The organism is Pseudomonas sp. SLBN-26, from assembly GCF_006715895.1.
GTDB lineage: Bacteria > Pseudomonadota > Gammaproteobacteria > Pseudomonadales > Pseudomonadaceae > Metapseudomonas > Metapseudomonas otitidis.
This window is the reverse complement of record NZ_VFOB01000001.1, coordinates 6,125,232-6,149,689: the sequence shown is the minus strand read 5'-3', so window position 1 is coordinate 6,149,689 and position 24,458 is coordinate 6,125,232. Positions and strand designations below refer to the sequence as shown.

Here is a 24,458-nt window from a genome sequence, read left to right as displayed (position 1 = left end):
CACAATCCGAGGACCGCCCCATGCTTGCCCGTCGTACTCCGCTCCTGCTCGCACTCGCGCCCCTGGCGCTGGCCGCCCCGGCCCACGCCGCCGACCTCAACGCGCGGGACTTCGTCTCCGCCCCGGTCGGCACCGTACTCGGCGTCGGCTACCTGCCCATGACCCGCGCCAGCGAATTCCACGGCCCCGGCTCCAGCGGCAAGGCCGACCTGGCGGTGAACGCCTTCGCCTGGCGCCAGCTGATATTCACCGACCTCTGCGGCACGCTGTGCACGCCGCAGTTCATCGTCTCCTACGCCGACATCGACATCCGCACGCCGGGCAGCGCCAGCCGCAGCTCGGAACGCGGCCTGGGCGATCCCCAGGTGGGCGGCACGCTGTTCTTCATCAACGACCCGCAGCGCCGCACCTACAGCGGCCTGCTGACCATGCTCAGCGTGCCCCTGGGCGAGTACCACGGGCGCAACCCCGATGCCTCCCCCGGCGCCAACCGCTGGGCCCTGCACCTCAACTACAACTACACCCAGGGCATCGGCGAACGCTGGATGCTCGAAGCCAACCTGGAGACCCAGCTCTACGGCAAGAACGACGACTACTTCGGCCAGGACCTGGAACAGAAGCCGCTCTACCGCCTGCAGGCCTTCGCCTCCTACGACTTCACCCCCAGCACCTACGGCGCCCTGCGCCTGATCCACGCCGACGGCGGCGAACTGGAACTCAACGGCCGGACCCTGGACGACACCCACCAGCGCTACAGCCAGGTGGGCTTCGAGGTGGGCCACTGGCTGGACCGACAGAACCAGGTGCTGCTGGGGGTGACCCGCAACGTCGCCACCACCAACGCCTTCGAGCAGAGCAACGTGCTGCTGCGCTATGTCCACGTCTTCTGAGGGCACCGCCATGACCACACAGGAATCGGCGGGGCTGCCCCGCGAGCGTCTCTGCGCCATCGTGCTGTTCGCCGCCGTGGTGCCCCTGGTGCTGATGGCCGCGCCCGCCATCGCCACCCAGCTGGCCCACCAGCTCGGCCTGGGGGCCGCCACCATCGGCCAGCTGTTCTCCATCGAGCTGGCGGCCATGAGCCTGGCCACCCTGCCCGCCTACCTCTGGCAGGCGCGCCTGGACTGGCGCTGGGTGGCACGGGTCGCGGCCCTGCTGTTCATCGCCGTCAACCTGGCCTCGGCCTTCATCACCGACAAGGCCTACCTGCCCCTGCTGATGGGCCTGCGCTTCACCAGCGCCCTGGCTGGCGGCACGCTGATGGTGCTGTGCATCGCCAGCGCGGTGGCCAGCGACCAGCGTGACCGGGTCTATGGCTTCTGGCTGATCGGCCAGCTGGTGCTGGGCGCAGTGGGGTTGTGGGTGCTGCCGGTGCTGTTCGCGCACTTTGGCCTGGCCGCGCTGTACCTCGGGCTGGCCGGGATGATGCTGCTGTGCCTGCCACTGACCCGCGCCTTCCCGGCCGGGATGAAGGCGCCGGAGGCCCGCATGCAGGCCGCTGCCAGTCCCTCGCGCCTGCGCGCCTGGTGCGGGCTGTTTGCGGTGCTGGCCTTCTACATCGGCCTGAGCGGGGTGTGGACCTTCATAGGCGCCCTGGCCGAACGGGCCGGCGTCGACCCGGACACCACCCGCACCCTGCTGGCGGTGGCTTCGCTGCTGGGCATCGCCGGCTCCACCACCGTCACCCTGATCGGCGGGCGCTGGCCCCGGGGGCTGCCGCTGGTGCTGGGCTACGCCGCCATGGCGGCGTCGGTGCTGCTCCTGCTGGGGCTGCCCGGCACCCTGCGCTTCGCGGTGGCGGCGCTGCTGTTCAAGTACACCTGGACCTTCGTCCTGCCGCTGATCCTGGCCTGCCTGGCCGACCTGGACCGCAGCGGCCGGCTGATGAACAGCGTCAACCTGGTCATCGGCGGCGGCCTGGCCCTGGGCCCCGCCGTCGCCGGGCCACTGCTGGAAAGCCCGCTGGGCTACAGCGGCATGCTGGCGGTCAGCGCCGGCTGCCTGCTGCTGTCGTTCCTCGCCCTGCACCTGGCACGTCGCCCCACCGGCGCCGCGCTCACCCCTCTCGATCCCACTGGAGCCACCTCATGAGTCGCCGTACCGCCTTTCTTTCCGATGAACACTGTTTCTGGCACAGCGCCGGCATGCGCGCGCTGACCCTGCCGGTGGGCGGCTGGGTGCAACCGCCGGCCGCCGCCGGGTTCGCCGAATCCCCCGAGACCAAACGCCGGCTGAAGAACCTGGTGGAAGTGTCCGGGCTTGCCGAGCACCTGCAGATGGGCAGCGCCGCGCCCGCCACCGAGGCGGACCTGCTGCGCATCCACCCGGCGCACTACCTGGAGCGCTTCCGCCAGTTGAGCGATGCCGGCGGCGGCGAGCTGGGCCCGGAAGCCCCAGTGGGCCCGGGCAGCTACGGCATCGCCCTGCGCTCGGCGGGGCTGGCCATCGAAGCGGTGGACCGGGTGCTGCGGGGCGAGGCGGACAACGCCTACGCCCTCTCCCGCCCGCCGGGCCACCACTGCCTGGCGGACCAGGCCATGGGCTTCTGCCTGCTGGCCAACATCCCCATCGCCATCGAGGCGGCGCGGGCGCGCCACGGCATCGAGCGGGTGGCGGTGGTGGACTGGGACGTGCACCACGGCAACGGCACCCAGTCCATCTACGAGGCCCGCAACGATGTGCTGACCCTGTCCCTGCACCAGGAGAACTGCTTCCCACCCGGCTACGGCGGCGTGGAGGACCGGGGCATCGGCGACGGGCTGGGCTTCAACCTGAACATCCCGCTGCCGGCCGGCAGCGGGCACGACGCTTACCTACACGCCATGCGCCGCATCGTGGTGCCGGCGCTGACGCGCTTCCGCCCGCAGCTGATCGTGGTGGCCTGCGGCTACGACGCCAACGCGGTGGACCCGCTGGCGCGCATGCAGCTGCACAGCGACTCCTTCCGGCAGATGACCGCCCTGCTGCTGGAAGCGGCGGACCAGCTCTGCGACGGACGCCTGGTGCTGGTCCACGAAGGGGGGTATGCGGAAGCCTACGTGCCCTTCTGCGGGCTGGCGGCCATCGAGACGCTGGCGGGGGTGAGGACGGCGGTGGAGGACCCGCTGCTGGAGTTCATCGGCCTGCAGCAGCCGGGCGCGGCCTTCGCCGCGTTCCTTGAGCAACAGGTGGAGGCACTGGCCACGCGCCTGGCCTGATCACCGCTTGCAAACGAAAGCGCCGGGCGGTCCTCGTGGCCGTCCGGCGCTGTGCGTTCAGGGGGCGGCGGCTCAGCGACCGCCGGCCACCATCAAGGCGCTGGCGCGGTAGTCCTTCGGCGAGCGCTCGAAGTGCTTCTTGAACGAGCGGCTGAAATGCGCCGAGTCGGTGAAGCCCCATTTGTAGGCGATGGCGGTGATGGACTCGCTGCGCAGGGTCGGGTTGGCCAGGTCGGCGGCGCTGCGCTGCAGGCGCGAACGCTGGATGTAGCGGCAGACGCTGTCGCCCTGCTCCTCGAACAGCCGGTAGAGGTGGCGCACGGAAATGTTCAGGCGATTGGCCAACCCCAGCGGCGTGAGGTTGGGCTGGGACAGGGAATCGTCGATCAACTTCTGCACATGGCTGCGCAGGCTGGCGCCGTGCAGGGGCTCGCTGCTCGGCAGCTCCTCGTCGGACTGGGCCATGGCCGGCGCCAGCAGCGAGATGAAGGCACTCTGCATGGCCTCGCGCTCACCCGCCTCGCCCGGCCCCTCGCCCTCGCGGCAGAGCTGGTCCATCAGCAGGTGCAACATCTTCCCGCTGGAGCAACCGGAGGGGATCTTGCCGAAGGTGCGCTGCTTCACCACCTGCTCCACCTCGCGGCGCGGCAGGGACAGCGAGCAATGCTCGATCAGGCCGAAGGGGGTGATCTCGCAGGAGCCCACCGAATCCATCAGCAGCATCTCGCCGGGGGCAAGGTGGATGACCACGCCGTCCTGGCTGATCTGCGAATGCCCGCTGCGCTGGCTCACCAGGAAGCAGTGCTGGTCGTTGTCGTGGTCGGCCTTGTTCGACGAGCGGGCAATGAGCCCGGCATTGGTGCGCAGGTGCGCCATCGTGAGGCCGGAATGATCACGCAGCGAGATGTCGCCGATGAACAGCGAGCGGTTGAAGGCGATCTGGGTTTCAAACTTCCCGCAGATGGCTTGCAGCGCGGCTTTCCAGCCATCCAGACCGTCTTGGGCGGCGAGAGCGGCGTTCATAGGCACCTCCATTGGGGTGGCTGTCTTGTTGTTGTCGGCGAATAGTTAACATGTTATCGATGAAGGCGCAACAGCGGCTCAACGCCACGTCCTGTGCAGGTTTGGTGCCAATCGGAAACAGCCCGGCCAGCCCCTCGGCAAGCGCCCTGTGCAGAGCCTTCCGGCCCCGTCAGACCCTCTGAATGCAAAAGCCCCGGCACGATGACCGGGGCTCTTCTGGCTCACGCCAACCGCCTCAGCGGGTCAGTACTGCGAGGCCGATCACCAGCAGCACGATCCCGCCGGCGATCAACAGTGCCGGCACCCCCGAGCGGGCGTTGCGCGGGGCGCGGCCCTGGCGGTTGCCGGGTACGGCCTGCCCTCCCCGGCCCTTCGAGCGGGCGCTGCCGACGGGCTTGCCGCCCTTGAGCTTGTGCGATGCCATGACTCACTCCTTGTTGAATGCACGAACGCCACGACCCTAGCACCGCCTCGGCAACCACTCCAGCCAACCGTTTGCCGCCACCGCCGGGGCCGGCATAATCGCCGCTCTTGCCTCCAGCCAGGGAACCGCTCGGATGCCCAGCAAAGCCCCCATCACCCGCGCCTACTGCGTCCAGCTGGACGAAGTGCTGTCCATCGCCGAAGCCCGGCGGGCGTACTTCTCCCTGCCGGAGCCGCGCAGCCGCTTCGACTTCCTCTGCTCCAACCCCGCCTGCCGCGCGCTGGGCACCAAGGTGACGGCGGCCAACTACGACAAGCAGCCGAACGAGACCTACAAGGCCGCCCATTTCCGCGAGAACCCCCACTCGCCCCATGCCCCCGACTGCGAGTGGATGCGCACCGAGGAGGAAGACGCCGAAGGCCGCCTGCCCGGCGAGAGCGAAGCCGAGGCCCGGCTGCGCCAGGCGCGGCGCAAGCTGCACGACTACATCGACGTGTTCGAGCCCCTGGCCGAGCGCCCCGCGGCCGGCCAGGAGCCTGCTGCAGCCACCAAACCCGCACCGAACCCCGCCCCTGCCAAGCCGCAGGAAGGCGCCGGCACGCCCCGCCAGCGCGCCTCCGCCAACCAGCGCACCAGCAGCCTGGAGCGCCTGGTGGAGTGCTACCGGCAGGCACGGCTGGAGCTGTCCGACGAGGACTTCAAGGCCATGCGCCTGCGGGTGGTGGGTGAAGGCGAGATGCCCCTCGCTGCTTACTTCAAGGCCATCCGCTACGCCCGGCTGGGCAATGCCAACCGCGTGCTGCAGGGCGGTGCCTTGCTGGTGGACCGCTACGGCAGTGGCTTCAAGCTGAAGTTCTACGACCGCATCGACAACAAACCGGTGTTCCTTTACATCGCCAAGGAGCAGATGGACGCCTACCGCTTCCGGGGCTACCTCGACAGCCTGCTACGGGAAGAGGTGGACTACTTCCGCGTATTCGCCATGGGCGAGCTGGCGCTGTCCCCCAGCGGCAAGAGCATCGACCTGAAGGTGGCGGACCTGCGCCAGCTGGTGCTGATCCCCGGCATGAAGAAGAAGGCCTCCACACCGGAGGCCTGAGCCGGCCCTCAATGCTGCGCCAGCAGCCGCGCCAGTTCCTGCAAGGCATCCAGCAGCAGGGCCCGCTGCGGCCCGTCGAGGCGGATGTAGCGACGGAAGGCCGGCATGCGGTTGACCACCTCGCTGGCCCCCATGTGCTCCAGGCGCACCTGCCAGGTGCTGCCCGTGCGTTCCAGCTCCAGGCGCTTGAAGTCCAGCGGCATCAGCGCCGCCTTCAGCGCCGGGTCGTTTTCCAGCGCGTGCACCAGCGCCTCCAGCGTCTCGCCCTGGCCCGCCATGCGGCGGATGGCCAGCCCCTCGCGACGTACCAGCCCAGTGTGGCGCAGCGCCAACCGCGCGTGGCCCTCCTCGCGGGATGGCACGCAGAGGGAGAACTCCACCAGCACCAGGTGCATCAGCAGCTCGGACTGGGTGCGCTCGCGGGCCTCGAACGGCACCCCGTCCGCCGTCACGAAGCGCGCCAGGCCGGGGCCCAGCGGCTCGCAGTCCAGCCCGGCCAGGTCACGCCGCAGGTGGGCCAGGGTCACCCCCGGGCGGTAGCCCGAGGGTGCGCGGTTCCAGCCCAGCCGGTCAGACAGCCTTTGCAACATGGCCCGGGAACTCCGCAGGGTGAATGCCCGGCTCGTGGCTGAACTCCTTCGCCAGGATCTCCTCCACCGGCACCGGGCGGAACGGGTTCACCCGCTGCACCACCAGGGTCCAGAACAGCGCGTAGGCGGCGGTCAGGCTGAGCATCACGGCAAAGGGCACGTAGACGTCGCTGCGGCTCATGCCCGGCGGGGCGATGAACCACAGGCCGATGAGGATACCGACGCTGGAGACGATCTGCGGCAGCGGGAAGAACGGCGAGCGGTAGGCGCGCGGCAGGTCCGGCCGACGCAGGCGCAGCAGCACCACCGAGATCGTCACCAGCAGGTAGGCCGTGCCCCAGGCACAGACCGCCGCGAGGATCAGCGGCACGATGTTGTCGGCGTTGCCACCCAGGTAGGCCGCGTGGGCGCAGGGAATCAGCATCGCCACGGCAATGCACAGCACCGGGGTCTTGAAGCGCGGGTGCAGGTAGGCGAAGACCTTCGGCAGCGCGCCATCCACCGCCATGCCATAGAGGATGCGCGGCACGCCGGCCATCAGGGTGTTGATGGTGGCCGCCCCGGCGAAGAGGAAGCCGATGCCCAGCCAGATCGGCCCGATGTCGCCCATCACCTGCTGGGCGAACTGCGGGATGGCCATCGGCGTATCCAGCAGGTGCACCCCGGTGGCCTCGTCCAGCAGCACGTTCTCCACCTGGCGTTTCATCGCCGCGCCGTAGATGAACATGCACGAGGCCACGCCACACAGGCCCAGGGCCATGGCACGGGGCATGGTGCGGGCGGAGTTGCGCAGGTCCGGCGCCAGCGGGGTGACGAACTCGCAGCCGACGAACATGAACATCGCCATGCCCACCAGGGACAGCACGGTGACCACATCGGTGCCCACCAGGGAGGCGCCGAACCAGCCATCCAGCTCGACCGCCGGCGCGGCCAGCACCCCGAGCACGCCGAACACCATCAGCGTGGTCCACATGCCGAAGGTGAGGATCACCTCGGCCTTGCCGAACACGCTGACGCCAAAGGCATTGAGGATGCCGAACACCACCACGAAGCCCACGCCCAAAAGCCAGGAGCCGCCTGCCGACTCGGCCAGGGTGTTGAGGTGCTCGAAGTTCACCAGCGCCATCACCCCGGAGAGGATGGTTTCGGCGGTGCCGGCGAACACGTGGACGATCAGGTAGGCCGCGATGGTGCCGGTGATGGCGAAGAAGCGCCCCATGCCGCAGGAGATGTAGTCGTACACCGAGCCGGTAGTGGGGATCATCGACGCGGCTTCGGCGAAGGTGGTGGACTGCGCCAGCATCATCACCAGGGCGATCAGCATGGCGATGGCGAAGGCGCTGCCGCCGATGCCGAAGCCCATGGTGGCGGTGAGGATGACCGGGCTGGCCATGATCAGGCCGATGGTACTGGCCAGGGCCGTCGGGAAGCCGACCGAGCCTCGGCTCAGGTGCACGCTGAGCTGTTCATTGAGCGACATGGTGGGTGGACCTCGGAGTCTGTTGTTCTGATTTGTCGTGACACCGGCCTGGCCAGAGCATGAAGGCAACCCCCGTTCCCCTATCAGCCATTCGGCGCATCGCCAGGCCCGTCTGTCGCCCCCACCGGGCTGCGCAAAACCGGCGCAACGGTGCAGGGTCCGGGTCACTTTGCCCCCGCCCCGCGCCAGCGTCTTGCCCCTGCCTGCCGCCCCTCTTGTAGCTGGCTGACATCCGCCAGGCCACGTCCGGCGCGGTCAAGCGCCTGGCAGGGACGGACAAGACGGCCCAGCCCCATCGGCGCACAAATGCCCCCGCCGTCGCCCCGCGCCACGGCATGCCAACCCACCACGGGGCCGACGCCCCGGACGCACAACACCACGCAAGGGAGACACACCATGGGGCACCCGATCCGACTGCACAGGCTGGCACAGGCCATCGCCCTGGGCGCGGCCCTGCTCGCCGCCAGCCAGGGCGCGCGCGCCTACGAGTTCTACGCCGATGAGGACACCCACCTGAACGCCGACCTGCTGGCCGTCTACGGCATGATGAACAGCCGCAAGAACTACGACGGCACCTCCGGCGGCTCCACCTGGCGCGAGGGCTTCATCAAGTACGGCGTCAGCGGCACCCAGGGCCTGGCCGGCAACGGCACCCTCTACGGCGCCCTCAACTGGGTCAGCTCGGCCACCTGGGGCGACGGCGACCCGGGCGGCAACACCCTCGGCCGCGAGCGCACCACCAAGATCGAAGACGCCAACCTGGGCTGGCGCTCCGCCGACCTGGTGCCGGTGCTGGGTGAGGACGGCATCGACGTCTCCTTCGGCCGCCAGGTGGTCAAGCTGGGCACCGGCTTCCTGATTAACGACGACGGCCCCAACCTCGGCCAGGGCCCGGCCGACGGCGCCCTCGACCGCGGCGGCGCCTACTACATCGCCGCCCGCCACGCCTTCGACCGCACCGCCGTGCTGCGCCTGGGCGGCCAGGACGGCCTGCACGGCAGCGTGCTCTGGCTGAAGTCCGACAACCGCGCCCAGGCCGAGACCGAGCTGGCCGCCGGCACCCTCGACTACACCGGCAAGGCCGGCACCCTGGGGCTGACCTGGATCCACGGCCTCGACGTCACCGACCAGTGGGCCAGCGACTTCCAGAAGCAGCGCGAAGGCATGGACATCTACAGCCTGCGCGGCGAAGGCGATGCCGGCATCGAGAACGCCAGCTTCGGCTTCGAATACGCCTGGCAGGACAAGGACGCCGGCCGCGAAACCGCCTGGTACACCGAGGCCGGCTACACCTTCGCCGACGTCGACTGGGCGCCCAAGCTCACCTACCGCTACAGCCGCTATTCCCAGGACTGGGACTCGATGTTCAACGGCTTCTCCAGCGGCTACGGCACCTGGTTCCAGGGCGAAGTGGCCTCCAACTACGCCGGCCCGTTCAACCGCAACACCGGCATCCACCATGTCGGCCTGAAGGCCAAGCCCCTGGAGAACCTCACCCTCGGCGTCCTGTACTTCGACTTCAACACCCTGGACCGCCACGAGCAGCTCAACCTCGACGGCCGCGAGCTGGACCTGTACCTGGAGTGGGCGGTCAACGACCACCTGCTGATCAGCCCCCTGGTCGGCCTCTACCGCCCCGACCGTGACGAAACCAGCGGCGGCAACCAGGTCGGCGGCAACGGCACCAACGTCTACAGCCAGCTGACCCTGGCCGTGATGTTCTGAGGAAACGGCGCGGAGCGTGCCAGCCGCTCCGCGCCCCTTGATGGCGGGAATCCGCCATTAAAAAGACCGAATATGGCGGTTTTCCGCCACAGCACATCTCACCCCTGACGCACAGCCCAGCGCCCCCGCGCCTTCCCGTCCCGCCACCCCCTGGCACATCCCTTGCTCCACCTGAGGCCGCGAGCCAACAAGAACGACAGTCAAGCCGCGCCCTTTGCACCACCTCCAACCCCGGGGATGGCGCCTGGACTCTCTTGTTGTCTCCAAAGGAATGATGGAACGACCGTTCCAACCCAGAACAACAAGAGGATGCATCCAATGTTCAAACCTGCTCTGAAAGCCCTCGCCTGTGCGCTCGCACTGGGCGCCGCCGGTCTGGCCCATGCGGCTGACCCCATCGTCATCAAGTTCTCCCACGTCGTCGCCGAGCACACGCCCAAGGGCCAGGGTGCGCTGCTGTTCAAGAAGCTCGCGGAAGAGCGTCTGGCCGGCAAGGTGAAGGTCGAGGTCTACCCCAACTCGTCGCTGTTCGGCGACGGCAAGGAAATGGAAGCGCTGCTGCTGGGCGACGTGCAGATGATCGCCCCGTCCCTGGCCAAGTTCGAGCAGTACACCAAGCAGGTGCAGCTGTTCGACCTGCCCTTCCTGTTCAACGACATCCAGGCCGTGGACCGCTTCCAGCACAGCCCCGAAGGGCAGAAGCTGCTCAAGTCCATGGAGAGCAAGAACATCACCGGCCTGGGCTACTGGCACAACGGCATGAAGCAGCTCTCGGCCAACAAGCCGCTGCGCGAGCCCAAGGACGCCCGCGGCCTGAAGTTCCGCGTGCAGGCCTCCGCCGTGCTGGAAGAGCAGTTCAAGGCCGTGCGCGCCAACCCGCGCAAGATGAGCTTCGCCGAGGTCTACCAGGGCCTGCAGACCGGCGTGGTGAATGGTGCCGAGAACCCCTGGTCGAACATCTACTCGCAAAAGATGCACGAGGTGCAGAAGTACATCACCGAGTCCAACCACGGCGTGCTGGACTACATGCTGATCACCAACACCCAGTTCTGGAACGGCCTGCCGGCTGATGTCCGCAGCGAGCTGGAAAAGATCACCGTCGAAGTCACCGAAGAGGTGAACAAGCAGGCCGAAGCCCTCAACCAGGGCGACAAGCAGCGCATCATCGACGCCAAGACCAGCGAGATCATCGAACTCACCCCCGAGCAGCGCAACGAATGGCGCGAAGCCATGAAGCCGGTGTGGAAGAAGTTCGAAGCCGAGATCGGCCCCGACCTGATCAAGGCCGCCGAGGCCGCCAACCAGGCCCCGTAAGACCACCACGGGTGCGGGCCGCAAGGCCCCGCATCCGTCGTCCTTCCTGCCATCGGGAGAATCTCCATGAACGCCCTCCGGCGCGTCTGGGACCACTTCGAGGAGGCCTTCATCGCCTTCCTCCTGGCGGCCATGACGCTGGTGACCTTCGTCTACGTCATCCTCAACAACCTCTACACCCTCTTCTACAACCTGGCGGACCGTTGGGAGTCGGCCAGCGAAACCCTGTTCGGCATCGGCGACTCCATCCTCGCCATGGCCCAGGCCATGACCTGGAGCAACTCGCTGACCAAGGCCCTGTTCGCCTGGCTGATCTTCTTCGGCCTCGCCTACGGCGTGCGCACCGCCGGCCACATCGGCGTGGACGCCGTGGTCAAGCTGTTCCCCCGTCCGGCCCAGCGCATCATCGGCATCCTCGCCTGCCTGTGCTGCCTGGCCTATGCCGGGCTGATGGGCACCGCCAGCTTCGAATGGGTGCAGACCCTGTTCACCGCCGGCATCGGCGCCGAAGACCTGGGCCACTACGGCATCCAGCAATGGCACATCGGCCTGATCCTGCCCCTGGGCTTCGCCCTGGTGTTCATCCGCTTTGCCGAAGTCCTCGTGCGCATCCTGCAGGGCCGCCAGACCGGCCTCGGCCTCGCGGATGAAGCCGCCGAAGCGGTCAAGCTCTCCGAGCACGACGACAGCCCGCACAAGGAAGACTCGAAATGACCGTCCTGTTCCTGTTCTTCCTGCTGTTCCTGCTCATGTTCATGGGCGTGCCCATCGGCGTGTCCCTGGGCCTGGCCGGCTCCGTGACCATCATGCTGTTCAGCCCGGATTCGGTGCGCTCGCTGGCCATCAAGCTGTTCGAGACCTCCGAGCACTACACCCTGCTGGCGATCCCGTTCTTCCTGCTGGCCGGCGCCTTCATGACCACCGGCGGCGTCGCACGTCGGCTGATCGACTTCGCCAACGCCTGCGTCGGCCACATCCGTGGCGGCCTGGCCATCGCCGCCGTCATGGCCTGCATGCTGTTCGCCGCGCTCTCCGGCTCCAGCCCCGCCACCGTCGCCGCCGTGGGTTCCATCGCCATCGCCGGCATGGTCCGCTCGGGCTACCCGCAGTCGTTCGGCGCCGGCATCGTCTGCAACGCCGGCACCCTGGGCATCCTCATCCCGCCGTCGATCGTCATGGTGGTCTACGCCGCCGCCACCGAGACCTCGGTGGGCAAGCTGTTCATGGCCGGCGTCGTGCCCGGCATCATGCTCGGCGTGGTGCTGATGATCGCCATCTACATCGTCGCGGTGAAGAAGAACCTCCCCGCCCTGCCCCGCGCCACCTTCCGCGAGTGGCTGACCGCCGCCCGCCGTGCCGTCTGGGGCCTGCTGCTGATGGTGATCATCCTCGGCGGCATCTACTCGGGCATGTTCACCCCCACCGAAGCGGCCGCCGTGGCAGCGGTGTACTCGGCGTTCATCGCGCTGTTCGTCTACAAGGACATGACCTTCCGCGAAGTGCCGAAGGTGCTGCTGGAGTCGGGCAAGCTGTCGATCATGCTGATGTTCATCATCGCCAACGCCATGCTCTTCGCCCACGTGCTGACCACCGAGCAGCTGCCGCAGCAGATCACTGCCTGGGTGCTGGATGCCGGCCTGACGCCGGTGACCTTCCTGCTGGTGGTGAACATCGTGCTGCTGATCGCCGGGGCGTTCATGGAACCGTCGGCGATCATCCTGATCCTCGCTCCCATCCTGTTCCCCATCGCCATGAAGCTGGGCATCGACCCGATCCACCTCGGCATCATCATGGTGGTGAACCTGGAGATCGGCCTGGTGACGCCACCGGTGGGGCTCAACCTGTTCGTCACCTCCGCGGTGACCGGCATGCCGCTGACCCAGACCATCCGCGCCGCCATGCCGTGGCTGCTGATCCTGCTCGGCTTCCTCGTGCTGGTGACCTACGTCCCCTGGATCTCCCTGGTCCTGCCCAACTGGATCGGCATGAACTGATCCCCGAGAAAGCCCGGCCCTGCCGGGCTTTCTGCGTTCAGGGCGCGCGATCTTCCAGCGCCAGCACCATCGGCTGGCACACCAGGCCACGCTGCTCGAACACCTCCCCCGTGCAGGTGAAACCGAAACGCCGATAAGCCTCCACCGAGGTCAGCGAGGCATTCACCGTCAGCCCCTCGGCCAGCACCGCCGGCACCACGGCCTGCACCAGCGCCCGGCCGATGCCCTGCCCCTGGCAGCCCGGGTCGACGAACAGCATCGACAGGTGCCGCTGCTCACGCAGCTCCACCACCCCGACCACCCGCCCCGCGTGCTCGGCCACCCACAACCGGTTGCCCCCGGCCTGCCGCGCCGCGAACGCCTCGGGCTGCGCCAGCGCCTCGAAAGTGGCCACCCCTTCCGCCCCCAGGGTCGGCGCCACACGACCATGGAACGCCGCCAGGCACACCGCACTCGCGGCCGGCAGATCATCGGAACGGGCAACACGCACGAGAGCCATGGTCATCATCCTTGGGGTTATCAGTCCGGCCCACCAACCTACGCGGCGCCTCACGGCGCTTCAAGAAGGCGATGCAGAGCGCCCCGTAGGATGCGGTGAGCTCGGCGAACCGCATCACCGTGCCTACAAACCCGCAGGCGAAAAAAAGCCGCCGGTGACCAACACGGCGGCACAAAAACTGAAAAACGGAGCGCTGATGAAGTAAAGCCTGCCGCCCACGAGCGGCAGGCTCACTATCGCCCAGCCGCCGCAGGCTGGCTTGACCCTGCGTGCCAACACCGTTGCCGCTGGGTGACGGGGCGCCGCCCCTGCACGCAGGGTCATGTGCGCCTGGCAGGCAGAGTCAAGCCGGGTCGCAGCGGGGTTCGTAAGCTGGGGAACGCCCTTTCCGGGCCTTCCCTGAACTGCCTCGAACCCGGAGCCGCCCGTGAGCCACGCACTGATTCCCACCCTGCCCGCCGTCGACGCCTTCGTCGCCCGCCACCACGCCTCGTTCATCGACGGCGCCCAGCAGCAACCCGCCCAGGGCACCCTGCGGCCGATTCACAACCCCGCCAGCGGCGAGGTGCTGGCACAGACCGTCCAGGCCGACCTGGACCAGGTGGATGCCGCCGTGCAGTCCGCCCGCGCTGCCTTCCGCTCCGGCGCCTGGAGCCGCCTGGCCCCGGCCGAGCGCGAGCGGGTGCTGCTGCGCTTCGCCGACCTGGTGGAGGCCCACGGCGAGGAACTGGCCCAGCTGGAAACCCTCAACCAGGGCAAGTCCATCCACCTGGCCCGCGCAGTGGAAGTGGGCGCCTCGGTGAACTACATGCGCTACATGGCCGGCTGGGCCACCAAGATCGAAGGCCAGACCCTCGACGTGTCCATCCCCGTGCCCGCCGGTGCGCGCTTCAACGCCTACACCCGCCGCGAGCCGGCCGGAGTGGTGGCCGGCATCGTGCCGTGGAACTTCCCGATGATGATCGCCCTGTGGAAGGTGGTGCCGGCGCTGGCCTGCGGCTGCACCATCGTCATCAAGCCGGCGGACGAGACTCCCCTGACCGCCCTGCGCCTGGCCGAACTGGCGCTCCAGGCCGGGGTGCCGGCCGGGGTGTTCAACGTGCTGGTGGGCGGGGCCGACGCCGGTGCCGCCCTGGTGGCCCACCCGCTGGTGAACAAGGTGTCCTTCACCGGTTCCACCGCCGTGGGCCGCAAGGTCGGCCACGCGGCGCTGGACAACCTGACCCGCTTCACCCTCGAACTGGGCGGCAAGAACCCCATGCTGGTGCTGCCCGATGCCGACATCGACCAGGCCGTGGCCGGCGCAATCGGCGGCGGCCTGCTCAACCAGGGGCAGGTGTGCGCGGCGGCCTCGCGCCTGTACGTGCATGCCAGCCGCTACGACGCCTTCGTCGAGGCGCTCTGTGCCGGCGTCGCCGGCATGAAGGTCGGCCCCGGTCTGGACCCGGAGGCGCAGATCAACGCACTGGTCTCGCGCCGCCACCAGCAGCACGTCCTGCATCACCTGGGCCAGGCCCGGGAACAGGGCGCGCGGGTCTGCATCGGCGGCGGCCAGCCGGACCTGCCGGGCTTCTTCGTCGAGCCCACCGTGCTGGCCAACGTCAGCCAGTCCATGACCCCGGCCCGTGAGGAAATCTTCGGCCCGGTGCTGTCGGTGCTGCCCTGGACCGACCTGGACCAGGCCGTGGAGATGGTCAACGACAGCCCCTACGGCCTGGCCGCGAGCATCTGGAGCAACGACCTGGGCCGGGTGATGGACCTCATCCCGCGCATCGAGGCCGGCACCGTCTGGGTCAACAACCACGTCCCGGTGGACCCCAACCTGCCCTTCGGCGGCTACAAGCACTCCGGCATCGGCCGCGAGTTCGGCCGCGCCGCCATCGAAGGCTTCACCGAGCTGAAGTCGGTGTGCATCACCTACTGATGCCCACGGGCCGCCCTCCCGGGCGGCCCATGCCTCACCCCCGCAGCCAGAGGAACCAGCCGAGCAGCCAGCGCCAGGCGGCCGGCGCTTCCGTCGGCAACGCGCCACTGGCCTCGGCATGGCGCAGCGCCCAGGCACGGGCCTGGCGACCGTCCCGCAGCGGACTCCCGCGTCGGCGATAGACCTCCACCGCCAGCAAGCCCATGGCAGGCAGATGGCCCGCCTCGGCGGCCTGCAACAGGTGGTATTCGGCGGCCGCCCAATCGAGGGGTTCGCTGAGCAGCTCCAGCTCACCACAGAACCCGTGCAAGGCGCTGATCACCGCCGCGTCACCGGCGTCGCCGGGGTGCTCCAGGTAATTCCAGGCGTGCTGCCGGGCCTCCAGCCACAGGCGCTCGGCGGCGGCTTGGTCGTCCTCGGCCGAGGCCTGCTCGGCCAGCAGCTCCACCAACGCCCGGGTGGCGGCGCCATGGCCGTCGGCGGCCGCGATGCGCCAGTGCTCGCGGGCGGCGTCCAGGTCCACCGCTGTGCCCTGCCCCTCACGGTGACAGCGCCCCAGCAGGTAGCGCCCCTCGTGGTGCAGCGCCTGGGTCGTGCCGGTCACCGCCACCAGGTAATCGGCCGCCGCCAGGGCCCGCGCGCCATCCACCGGGCCTGCGGCCGGCTCCAGCCACAGGCGCGCCTCCAGGGCCGACGCCTCGAAGCCTTCGTCCAGCTCAGGCTCCGACGCCCGCACCCGGGCCACCCAGTCACGGGCCGCCGGCAGGGCGTCATCACCGCCCGCGCCTTGCAGCGCCAGGCGCGTCAGCTGCAACCAGGCGCCCGCGCTCGGCGTGCCCGTGCCGCCGTCGAGCGCACAAGCCCGGCGGGCCCAGGCGTAGGCCTCCGTGGGGGAAGCGGCCAGGCGCGACAGGGCCAACGCGGCCTGCAGGTCGCCGGCCTGGTAGCGCGCCTGCCAGGCCGCCTGGGCACTCTGCCGGGGCTGGCCGGGACGGACGAAACAGGGCTGTGCCTGCCCCGCCTCCCAGGCCTCGGCCGGTACGTCCTGCCCACGGCTCCAGGCCTCGAGCAGTTGTTCGCGGGTGTCGTCATCCAACCGTGGTAGCCAGAACGATTGGCCCGCCAGGGCGCTGAAGCAGCCCTCCAGCGCAGGTTCGCCCGTTTCCCGCCACAGGCGCAGGCCCAGGCTGAAACCCTCGGGGCCGTCGAGGCGTTCGAAGGTCAGCAGCAGCGGCTGGTCCGGCAGCTCCAGCACCTCGACCCCGGCGTGCCAGCCGGGCAGCGCGGGCTCTCCACGGGCCAGGCTCCAGAGCTGCTGGCGGTCCTGCTCATCGGTTCGCTTCAGCCAGCGCTGGTTGCCGTTGCCCAGGGTTTCCACCAGCCCCGGCGACGGCGGCACCCACTGCCGTTCGCGTTCGTCGATCACCGCGCACCCCTGGTGGTCGCGCACACGGATCAGCAGCCGCGGCGCGCCGGGCTCGCCACCGCCCTCGGCGATCCACGCCGCCAGGCTGCCGTCCGGCTCCGGCGCACTGCGCCAGGGGTCGGCCGGCAACGGCGCGGCCCCCTGGCCGAGCCCCAGCGGTTCGATCTCCGTGTAGCGCGGGGCCACGTGCCAGTCGCCCAGCGCCGGCAGCAGGCCGTGCAGGCCGTTGCGGGTCACCCGGTAGATGCCCTCGGCCTGAAGGGGGTGCCGGTAGGGCTCGTAGCAGTCCACCTCGTCCCATTCGCAGGGCACCGCTTCGCGGCCGTCGATGCCGACCCAGCCCTGGCGGCCGTCCCGCCCTACGCGCCAGCCGCGATGGTCATGCTCCTGCCGCCACTCCACCTGGTCGTAGCGGCAGGCCAGGCGTTCCTGGCCCTGCTCGTCCAGCAGGCCCCAGCGGCCCTCCGCCATCACCCAGGCCAGGCCCGGGGCATCGAAGGCGAGCGTGCCACCGAAGGGCCGTGTGTCCTGGTAACGGGGCGGCACCCGCCACTGACCGTCGAGGTCGAGGAAGCCGTAGTGCGCACCCTCCCGGGCCCGCAGCAGCTCGTCGGTCTCCCGGCGCAGCTCGTGGAAGCGCGGCGGCAGCCGCCACTGGCCGCTGGGAATGTGCATCAGCCCCAGCAGGCCGCCCTGGCTGGCCACCATGTGGTCGTCACAGGCGCTGTCCACCACCGCGTCGAATTGCGGGACCAGCAGCAGCTCCACCGACGGTTCGATCTGCAGCACACCCCACAGCGCGCCCTGGCGTACCCAGACGCGGATGAAGCTGTGGCTGTCCGGCTGGATGGCGTCCCAGCGCGGGGCCTCGTGCCAGGTGCCGTCCGCCTGGTTGACCAGGCCCCAGCGATCACCCAGGGCGTGAGCCCGGTAGCCGTGCTCACACCAGGGGTCATGTTCCACCGGCTCGCGGGGCGGCAGCGCCGGGAAGGGGTGCTCCAACGCGGCGAACCCATCCAGTTGCCCCAGGGCCTCGAACCAGGGGTGGCGCAGGGTGCCGAAGCCGAACCCACGGTGCCACTCGCCCAGTTCCTCGAAATCCATCACGCCGGTGAGGCGGTGCAGGTCCGCCGAGCCATCGGCCAGGGCCTGGAGCCGGTCATCGGCATTCCAGCGCCAGAAGCCGCTGCGCGAGGGAGCGTTGCGGTCGAACGGCCCGGAAACGGCATCCAGGTCGCCCTGCAGCCAGGTCGGGCCCTGGCCCTCGGCTGCCGTCCGCAACCACGCCTCCACCGCCCCCAGGCACAGGCCCAGGGCGGGCACGCGGTAGAACTGCGGGTGTGCCTGCAGCCACTCGCTCAGCCGCTGCCAGTTGGCCAGGGCCTGCTCCAGCGATACCCGCAGGCCGATGGCCGGCACCTGGTAGCCCGCCGTGGCCGGGGTGACGGCCGGCACCTCGCGGGCACCGCCCAGCAGCACCAGCCACAGCGCTGGGACCTCGCCACAGAAGGCCAGGCAGCGCGGCGGCGCGTCGCCCTGCCCGAGGTGCAACCAGGCGCCCGAAGCCGCCTCCCATGCCATGCCCTGCTCCATGCCGTCATCCCCCCTGAGGGCCTGCGAAAAAACGCGCAATGATGGCGCGGCGCGGGCAGCGCCACCAGAGCGCCGCCCCTGGAAATGCGAAGGCGTCGAAGCTTCGCAACTTCGGCGGTTTTCCTGCTGGCCAGGACCGCACTATCATCGCGCCGTGGCTATGGGCGTCCTTCCTTCTACCTCTGAAACTAGGGTGCCCGCTTTCCACACCGCCCACCGCCTGGTGGGCTTTTCATTTCCAGGAGCTGATGTGAACGGACTCTTCCTGCGGCGCAGCCGTCGTTTCGTACTGGAGCCCGGGGCCGGCGGTGCCAGCCCGAGGGACGTGGTGATGGTGCAGCAGGAGGTGGAGAACCTCGGTTTCGTGCTCGACGAGCCCCTGGTGGAGCGGCTGGCCACCCAGTCCACGGCGCAACTAGCCGAGGTGCTGGTCGAGCTGCGCACCACCCTGGCCGCGCTCACCGGTGCCCACCGGCAGTACCGGCCCCTGTTCCCCGAGTTCCCCCGCAGCGTGCGCCAGGTGCCCGAGTACGCGCTGTACCAGCGCGCGGTGCAGCACTACCTGACCCTGCTTCGCGAACACCCGGCCACGCCGGACGCGCCCGTGCCGTTGCTGCACGGCCGCGCGCCCCGGCTGATCCGCCTGGGCAGCGTGGCCGAGCGCGAGGCGATCTTCACCCGCCTGGCCGCCTCCAGCAGCTCGCTGTCGGTGGAGGACCGGGACGACCTGCGCACCTTCGTCAGCGTCTATGGCGAGGGGGTGATGCGGCTGCTGCCGGCAAGCATCCCGTTCAAGGAAAACCTCGCGCTGATCGCCGCGCTGCTGCTGCGCCATGGGCCGTTCGATGGCGCCGAGGCCTTTGCCCGGGCCCAGCTGCGCACCGCCACCGATGTGCTGCGCCTGGCCGTGTGCCTGTGCGAGGGCGATGCCTCCCTGGCCCAGGCCTGCCGCTTCAAGGGCCTTGCGCGGCGCGAGCGGCGCCTCCTGCTGGGGCTGCTGGAAGCCTGCCCGGCGCCGGTGGAAGACATGCTGCGCTGGAAGGAACGCTGGAAGCGCCTGGGCGAAGCCCTGCACCCCGGCCAGTGGCGCGAGCGCTTCCCCCAGGCCTGGGACGCCTTCCAGGTGCTGCGTGAAGACCGCCCCTTCGAAGGGTTCAACAGCCGCGTCGAACAGGCCCTGGCGGCCGGCCACAGCGCCGACGCCACCCGCCTGCTGCGCACCCGCCCCGGTGAGCTGGCCCGTCGGCTGGACCACCTGCTGCGCAGCGGCGACCAACCCGAGGACGTCCTCGCCACCTTCGCCCGTGTGGCCGAACAGGTGTCCACCGCTGTGCTGCTGCAGGCCCTGGCGCATTTCCAGCACCGCGGCCAGGCCGCGCTGCGCACCTTCTTCCCCAAGGGCGACGCCGCCCGCGCCTGGTGCACGCCGGAGCAACGCGCGGCGCTGCCGGGTACGCTGCGCACCCAGGTCATCGCGCACCTGCGCGCGGCCCTGGTGGCGCGCTTCGCCACACGCCCTCCGCTGGGCCGCTGCTACCTGGATCCGGCGCTGGCGGACCTGAAGGTGCCACTGGCCCAGCGCTCGGCCGCCAAGGCACTGCGCACCCTGGTGCGCGGCAGCCGCCTGCCGCTGCCGGACACCCGCTTCATCCGCCTGTTCCTCTGGTGGACCAACGGCCGCGAGCGCACCGACATCGACCTCTCGGCAGCGTTCTTCGACGGCGGCTTCGGCTACCGCGACGTGGTCTCCTTCTACAACCTGCGCCACTACGGCGGGCACCACAGCGGCGACATCGTCGACGCCCCGAAAGGCGCAGCGGAATTCATCGACCTGGACCTGGAGCTGCTGCGCACACGCGGCATCCGCTTCGTGGTCACCTGCATCAACAGCTACACCCGGCAGCCCTATTGCGACCTGCCGGAGTGCTTCGCCGGCTGGATGGCCCGTGACCAGGTGAACTCCGGCGAGCCCTTCGAGGCCCGCACCGTGGAAGACCGCCTGGACCTGGCCAGCGACCAGCAGACCTGCCTGCCGTTCATCCTCGACCTGGAGGCACGGCAGGTGATCTGGACCGACATCGGCCTGGGTGGCTACCCGCGCTGGAACAACGTGGCCAACAACCTCAGCGGCATCGCCCTGATGCTCCGGGCCATGAGCGACCTGGCCACGCCGGACCTCCACACCCTGTTCGAGCTGCACGCCGAGGCCCGTGGCAGCGAGGTGGACGACCCCGCCGAGGCCGACCTGCGCTTCGGGCCCGACGGCGACATCGACCCGCTGGACCTCGACCGCATCCGCGCCGAGTTCCTCTGAGGCACGCCCCATCCGGGGCGTGCACGGCCTTTCACACATTTTTCAGGCCGCTTAAGCCAGGTTTCAGACAAGGGGTTCAGGCTGTGTCCATCTCCCGCCACCCGGACCCTTGCCATGAACAGACTCCTCACCACCTCCGGCCTCGCCAGCGCCCTGCTGGTCTCGGGCATCGCCCAGGCCCGCGAAGTCACCCTGCAGGCCGACCTCACCGACTACAGCGGTAACGACGCCTACCTCGCGGTCTACCTCACCAATGCCCAGGGCCAGTACCAGCAGACCCTCTGGGTCGCCGGGAAGAAGGCCAAGTACTACCGCCACCTCACCGACTGGGCACGCGGCAGCGGGCTCAAGGCCAGCGAGTTCGACGGGCTGACCGGCGCCAGCGTCGGCAGCGGCGGCACCCTCAAAATCAGCGCCGAGGTGGCGGACAACCTGATCGACGCCGGCTACCAGATCCGCATCGACAGCGCCGTGGAAGACCACCGTGACGTGCGCGCCGACGTGGTGGTGCCGCTGACCCGCGACGGCGCCGGAAAGCCGGTGAGCGGCAACGGCTACGTGCAATCCCTGCGCTACGACCTCTGACCGGAGGGCACCCCCATGCTGCGCAAGACCCACGCCCTGCCCGGCCTGTTCGCCGCCCTGCTGGTGATGCTGATGGCCCTCAGCGGCGCCCTGCTGGCCCTGTCCCCGGTGCTGGATCAGGCCAGCGTGCCCCGCGCCGAGGCCCCTGTGAGCGTCGCCCAACTGGCCGGCCAGGTGAGCGAGCGCTTCCCCGACGTCGAGCAGCTGCGCCAGCTGCCCTCCGGCACGCTGGTGGTGCATTACCGCCGCGACGGGCAGGCCCTGGCCGAGCGGGTCGACCCGCAGACCGGCGCCAGCCTCGGTGCCTACGCCCCGTCGCCCTTCTGGCGCTGGGTGCGTGAACTGCACCGGGCCCTGCTGCTGGGCACGCCCGGCCACGCCAGCGCTGCCCTGGGCGCCCTGGCCATGCTGGTGCTGAGCCTCTCCGGGGCCTGGCTGCTGGCCCGGCGCATGGGCGGCTGGCGACGCCTGTTCGCCCCGCTCAAGGGCAGCCTGATGCAGCGCTGGCACCTGCAGGTGGCGCGCGCCTCCCTGCCGGTGCTGCTGCTCACCGCCTGCACCGGGCTGTACCTGGCGGCGGGCACCTTCGGCCTGGTGGACGATGGCAGCGGGGCGGAGCCGCCCTACCCCGAGCGGCAGGCCGATGCCCGCCCCGCTCCGGTGGCCGAGCTCGGCGCCCTGCAGGCGCTGCCCCTGGCGCAGCTGCGCGAGCTGACCTTCCCCAGCCCCGACAACCCCGGTGAGCCCTACGGCCTGAGCACCCGCGACGGCGAAGGCTACGTCGACCCGGCCAGCGGCCAGTGGCTCGGCTTCCAGCCCTACAACACGGCCCACCAGGCTTATGAATGGGCCTGGCGCCTGCACACCGGCGAAGGGCTCGGCTGGCTGGCCGCCGTCCTCGGCCTAGCCGCCCTGGGCGTACCGCTGATGACCCTGAGCGGCGTGCAGATGTGGTGGCGCCGGCGCAGCGACCGGGTGCGGCTGGACGACAACCACGCGGCCGAAGACGCCGACTGCGTGGTGCTGGTGGGCAGCGAGCACCACAGCACCTGGGGCTTCGCCCGCACCCTGGCCGAGGCCCTGGCGAGCGCCGGGCACCGCGTCCACTGCGCGCCGATGAACGACCTCGCGCCCCACTACCCCCTGGCCCGCCAGCTGCTGGTGCTGACCGCCACCCACGGCGACGGCGCAGCGCCGGCATCCGCCTCGCGCTTCCTCGAACGCCTGGCCCGTGATGGGCTGCAGGCCGACCTGCCAGTGGCCGTGCTGGGCTTCGGTGACCGCCAGTTCCCGCGCTTCTGCGCCTACGCCGAGGCGGTGGACGCCGCCCTGCAGGCCCGGGGCGCCCGGCCGCTGCTGCCGCTGGAGCGCATCGACCGCCAATCGCCGCAGGCCTTCCACCGCTGGGGCCTGGCCCTGGGCGAGGCCCTGGGGCACCCGCTGCAACTGGAGCACCAGCCCAGCGCCCCCGCCAGCCAACCGCTGGAACTGATGGAGCGCCGGGTCTACGGCGAACAGGTGAACGCACCCACCCAGGTGCTGCGCTTCCGCGCGCCTTCCGGCAGCGCCGCCCTGCCCGCCTTCGAGGCCGGCGACCTGGTGGGCATCGTCCCGCCCGGCAGCGCGATGCCGCGCTTCTACTCCCTGGCCAGTGGCGCCGAAGACGGTGTGCTGGAGATCTGCGTGCGCCGGCACGAAGACGGGCTGTGCTCCAGCCTGCTGCACAGGCTGCCCATCGGCGGGCAGGTGCAGGCCTTCATCCAGCCGAACCCGCAGTTCCGTCCCGCCAGCGGGCGCCACCCGGTGATCCTCATCGGTGCCGGCACCGGCATCGGCCCGCTCACCGGCTTCATCCGCAACAACCGCGAGCAGCACCCGATGCACCTGTACTGGGGCGGTCGCCACCCGGCGTCGGACTTCCTCTATGAAGACGAACTGCGCGGCTACCTGGCCGACCAGCGCCTGACCCGGCTGTGCGCGGCCTTCTCCCAGCATGCCGAGCGCCAGCACGTGCAGGACCGCCTGCTGGGCGACGCACCGGTGCTGCGCCAACTACTGGCCCAGGGCGCCCAGGTACTGGTGTGCGGCGGCCGCGACATGGCCCAGGGCGTGATGCACGCGCTGGACCGCGTACTGGCCCCGCTGGGCCTGGACGTGAACCACCTCAAGGCACAGGGGCGCTACCGTGAAGACGTCTACTGATACCCCGCCCCGGGTGCGCGCGACCCTCAGCGGGCCGACCATGGGCAGCCGCTTCACTGCGCTGTTCTACACCGAGCCGGGACGCGACCTGGAGCCCATCCGTCAGGCCCTGGCCGAGGCGGTGGAGCGCGTGGAGCAGCAGATGTCGCTGTGGCGGCCCGACTCCGAACTGAGCCGGCTCAACGCCGCCCCGCTGGACACCTGGCTGCCGCTGTCCCCGGCGCTGCTGCGGGTGGTGGATGCCGGCCTCAACGTCGGCCTGCTCTCCGCCGGGGCCTTCGACATCAGCCTCGGTGCGCCCGTCCAGGCCTGGGGGTTCGGCCCGCCCGGCACGGCGGGCGCCCCCGCGCACCCGCACCGGCGCGGCGCCCTGGAGCTGGACCGCGCCGGCAGCCGGCTGCGCAAGCACCACCCGCTGGCGCTGGACCTCAACGGCATCGCCAAGGGCCATGGGGTCGATCGCCTGGCGGAGACCCTGGACGGCTTCGGCATCCCCGCCTACCTGGTGGGCATCGACGGCGAGATGCGCGCCCGTGGCCGCAAGCCCGACGGGCAGCCCTGGGCCGTGGCCCTGGAGCAACCGCTGCATGGCCGCCGCGAGGTACGCGGGGTGGTGGAATTGCAGGACGCGGCCATCGCCACCTCCGGTGACTACCGCCACTGGGTCGAGCAGGACGGCGAGCGCCTCGCCCACACCTTCGACCCGGCCACGGGGGCGCCCCTGCGCAATCCGCTGGCCTCGGTCAGCGTGATCGCGGCCAGTTGCATGCTGGCCGACGCCTGGGCCACCGCGCTGATGGTCAGCGGCCCCGAGCACGGGCCGAAGCTGGCGCAGGCGCGGGGACTGGAGGCGATCTTCCTGATCCGGGAAGGGGATGGGGTGCGGGAGGTGACGGTGTTCGAGGGGCGGATCGAGGGAGGTGACGCCGCACCTTCTGAGCCCGGCACCGCTTGGTAGTGCCCATCGGATTGGCTCCCCTCTTCCCTATCCCCTGACGGCAGGGCGCCGGGCCTCACGGATCAGCGAGTGGCTGCAGCACTCGATAGCCAGCCGCGCAACACCGGGGAA

At 70.1% G+C, this 24,458-nt stretch carries 20 protein-coding genes; 14 read left to right on the top strand and 6 right to left on the bottom strand.

The genetic code is table 11. The features are described from left to right. Nucleotides 1–20: 20 nt before the first annotated feature. The 3 genes from FBY21_RS28595 to FBY21_RS28585 are packed head-to-tail and all read left to right on the top strand — an operon-like array spanning nt 21 to nt 3,197. Nucleotides 21–890, top strand: coding sequence for a transporter (locus tag FBY21_RS28595; RefSeq protein ID WP_142015856.1), 870 nt, complete (start codon nt 21–23; stop codon nt 888–890). Next, nucleotides 874–2,091 carry an MFS transporter gene (locus FBY21_RS28590; RefSeq protein WP_142015853.1) on the top strand — a complete coding sequence of 406 codons (1,218 nt, stop codon included), beginning with the start codon at nt 874–876 and terminating at the stop codon, nt 2,089–2,091. Before FBY21_RS28595 ends, FBY21_RS28590 begins: the two co-directional genes overlap by 17 nt. Continuing rightward, complete coding sequence (locus tag FBY21_RS28585; protein ID WP_044412174.1) at nt 2,088–3,197, top strand: class II histone deacetylase; 1,110 nt, start codon at nt 2,088–2,090, stop codon at nt 3,195–3,197. The genes FBY21_RS28590 and FBY21_RS28585 overlap by 4 nt, the downstream gene beginning before the upstream one ends. A gap of 72 nt (nt 3,198–3,269) precedes the next feature. Here the strand turns inward: FBY21_RS28585 and feaR are convergent, their stop codons facing one another. After that, the gene (gene feaR / locus FBY21_RS28580) at nt 3,270–4,220 is read right to left on the bottom strand and encodes a transcriptional regulator FeaR (protein ID WP_142015850.1); all 951 of its coding nucleotides are present in this window, start codon (nt 4,218–4,220) and stop codon (nt 3,270–3,272) included. Between the two features lie 235 nt (nt 4,221–4,455). Next, nucleotides 4,456–4,644: a hypothetical protein gene (locus FBY21_RS28575; RefSeq protein WP_142015846.1), complete on the bottom strand. Its 189-nt coding sequence runs from the start codon at nt 4,642–4,644 to the stop codon at nt 4,456–4,458. A gap of 133 nt (nt 4,645–4,777) precedes the next feature. Between FBY21_RS28575 and FBY21_RS28570 the strand changes: the two genes are divergently transcribed. Beyond that, the gene (locus FBY21_RS28570) at nt 4,778–5,743 is read left to right on the top strand and encodes a hypothetical protein (RefSeq protein ID WP_044412187.1); all 966 of its coding nucleotides are present in this window, start codon (nt 4,778–4,780) and stop codon (nt 5,741–5,743) included. Nucleotides 5,744–5,751: 8 nt separating this feature from the next. On the opposite strand, the gene FBY21_RS28565 is transcribed toward FBY21_RS28570, so the two are convergent. Next, the gene (locus FBY21_RS28565) at nt 5,752–6,333 is read right to left on the bottom strand and encodes a DUF3156 family protein (RefSeq protein WP_142015842.1); all 582 of its coding nucleotides are present in this window, start codon (nt 6,331–6,333) and stop codon (nt 5,752–5,754) included. Beyond that, nucleotides 6,314–7,813: an APC family permease gene (locus tag FBY21_RS28560; protein ID WP_044412191.1), complete on the bottom strand. Its 1,500-nt coding sequence runs from the start codon at nt 7,811–7,813 to the stop codon at nt 6,314–6,316. Before FBY21_RS28560 ends, FBY21_RS28565 begins: the two co-directional genes overlap by 20 nt. 396 nt (nt 7,814–8,209) lie before the next feature. On the opposite strand from FBY21_RS28560, the gene FBY21_RS28555 reads away from it, so the two are divergent. The 4 genes from FBY21_RS28555 (at nt 8,210) to dctM (ending at nt 12,846) form a co-directional block, all read left to right on the top strand. Continuing rightward, nucleotides 8,210–9,538 carry a hypothetical protein gene (locus FBY21_RS28555; protein ID WP_142015839.1) on the top strand — a complete coding sequence of 443 codons (1,329 nt, stop codon included), beginning with the start codon at nt 8,210–8,212 and terminating at the stop codon, nt 9,536–9,538. A gap of 318 nt (nt 9,539–9,856) precedes the next feature. Further along, on the top strand, nt 9,857–10,852 hold the full coding sequence (dctP, locus tag FBY21_RS28550; RefSeq protein ID WP_074970199.1) for a C4-dicarboxylate TRAP substrate-binding protein DctP: 996 nt from the start codon (nt 9,857–9,859) through the stop codon (nt 10,850–10,852). 66 nt (nt 10,853–10,918) lie between these two features. After that, nucleotides 10,919–11,566, top strand: coding sequence for a TRAP transporter small permease (locus tag FBY21_RS28545; RefSeq protein ID WP_044412200.1), 648 nt, complete (start codon nt 10,919–10,921; stop codon nt 11,564–11,566). Continuing rightward, nucleotides 11,563–12,846 (top strand): C4-dicarboxylate TRAP transporter large permease protein DctM, encoded by a 1,284-nt coding sequence (dctM, locus tag FBY21_RS28540; RefSeq protein ID WP_142015835.1) that lies wholly within the window; start codon nt 11,563–11,565, stop codon nt 12,844–12,846. Before FBY21_RS28545 ends, dctM begins: the two co-directional genes overlap by 4 nt. Before the next feature lie 37 nt (nt 12,847–12,883). Here the strand turns inward: dctM and FBY21_RS28535 are convergent, their stop codons facing one another. Next, nucleotides 12,884–13,345, bottom strand: a complete 462-nt coding sequence (locus tag FBY21_RS28535) for a GNAT family N-acetyltransferase (protein WP_142015831.1) — start codon at nt 13,343–13,345, stop codon at nt 12,884–12,886. On the opposite strand from FBY21_RS28535, the gene FBY21_RS28530 reads away from it, so the two are divergent. Together FBY21_RS28530 and FBY21_RS28525 are read left to right on the top strand one after the other, a co-directional pair. Continuing rightward, nucleotides 13,344–13,550 (top strand): hypothetical protein, encoded by a 207-nt coding sequence (locus FBY21_RS28530; RefSeq protein WP_139233612.1) that lies wholly within the window; start codon nt 13,344–13,346, stop codon nt 13,548–13,550. The genes FBY21_RS28535 and FBY21_RS28530 overlap by 2 nt on opposite strands. Nucleotides 13,551–13,772: 222 nt before the next feature. Beyond that, nucleotides 13,773–15,269 (top strand): aldehyde dehydrogenase family protein, encoded by a 1,497-nt coding sequence (locus tag FBY21_RS28525; protein ID WP_142015827.1) that lies wholly within the window; start codon nt 13,773–13,775, stop codon nt 15,267–15,269. Nucleotides 15,270–15,303: 34 nt separating this feature from the next. On the opposite strand, the gene FBY21_RS28520 is transcribed toward FBY21_RS28525, so the two are convergent. Then, entirely contained in the window at nt 15,304–18,276 is a 2,973-nt protein-coding gene (locus FBY21_RS28520; protein ID WP_160158630.1) for a WG repeat-containing protein, read from the bottom strand. Between the two features lie 262 nt (nt 18,277–18,538). Between FBY21_RS28520 and FBY21_RS28515 the strand changes: the two genes are divergently transcribed. From FBY21_RS28515 to FBY21_RS28500, 4 genes are all read left to right on the top strand, one after another. After that, nucleotides 18,539–20,602 carry a TerD family protein gene (locus FBY21_RS28515; RefSeq protein WP_142015818.1) on the top strand — a complete coding sequence of 688 codons (2,064 nt, stop codon included), beginning with the start codon at nt 18,539–18,541 and terminating at the stop codon, nt 20,600–20,602. A 114-nt stretch (nt 20,603–20,716) separates the two neighbouring features. Then, nucleotides 20,717–21,187, top strand: coding sequence for a DUF2271 domain-containing protein (locus tag FBY21_RS28510; protein ID WP_044412218.1), 471 nt, complete (start codon nt 20,717–20,719; stop codon nt 21,185–21,187). A gap of 15 nt (nt 21,188–21,202) precedes the next feature. Beyond that, nucleotides 21,203–23,389, top strand: coding sequence for a PepSY domain-containing protein (locus FBY21_RS28505; protein WP_142015814.1), 2,187 nt, complete (start codon nt 21,203–21,205; stop codon nt 23,387–23,389). Continuing rightward, on the top strand, nt 23,373–24,347 hold the full coding sequence (locus tag FBY21_RS28500; RefSeq protein ID WP_142015810.1) for an FAD:protein FMN transferase: 975 nt from the start codon (nt 23,373–23,375) through the stop codon (nt 24,345–24,347). Before FBY21_RS28505 ends, FBY21_RS28500 begins: the two co-directional genes overlap by 17 nt. The last annotated feature ends 111 nt before the right edge of the window (nt 24,348–24,458 follow it).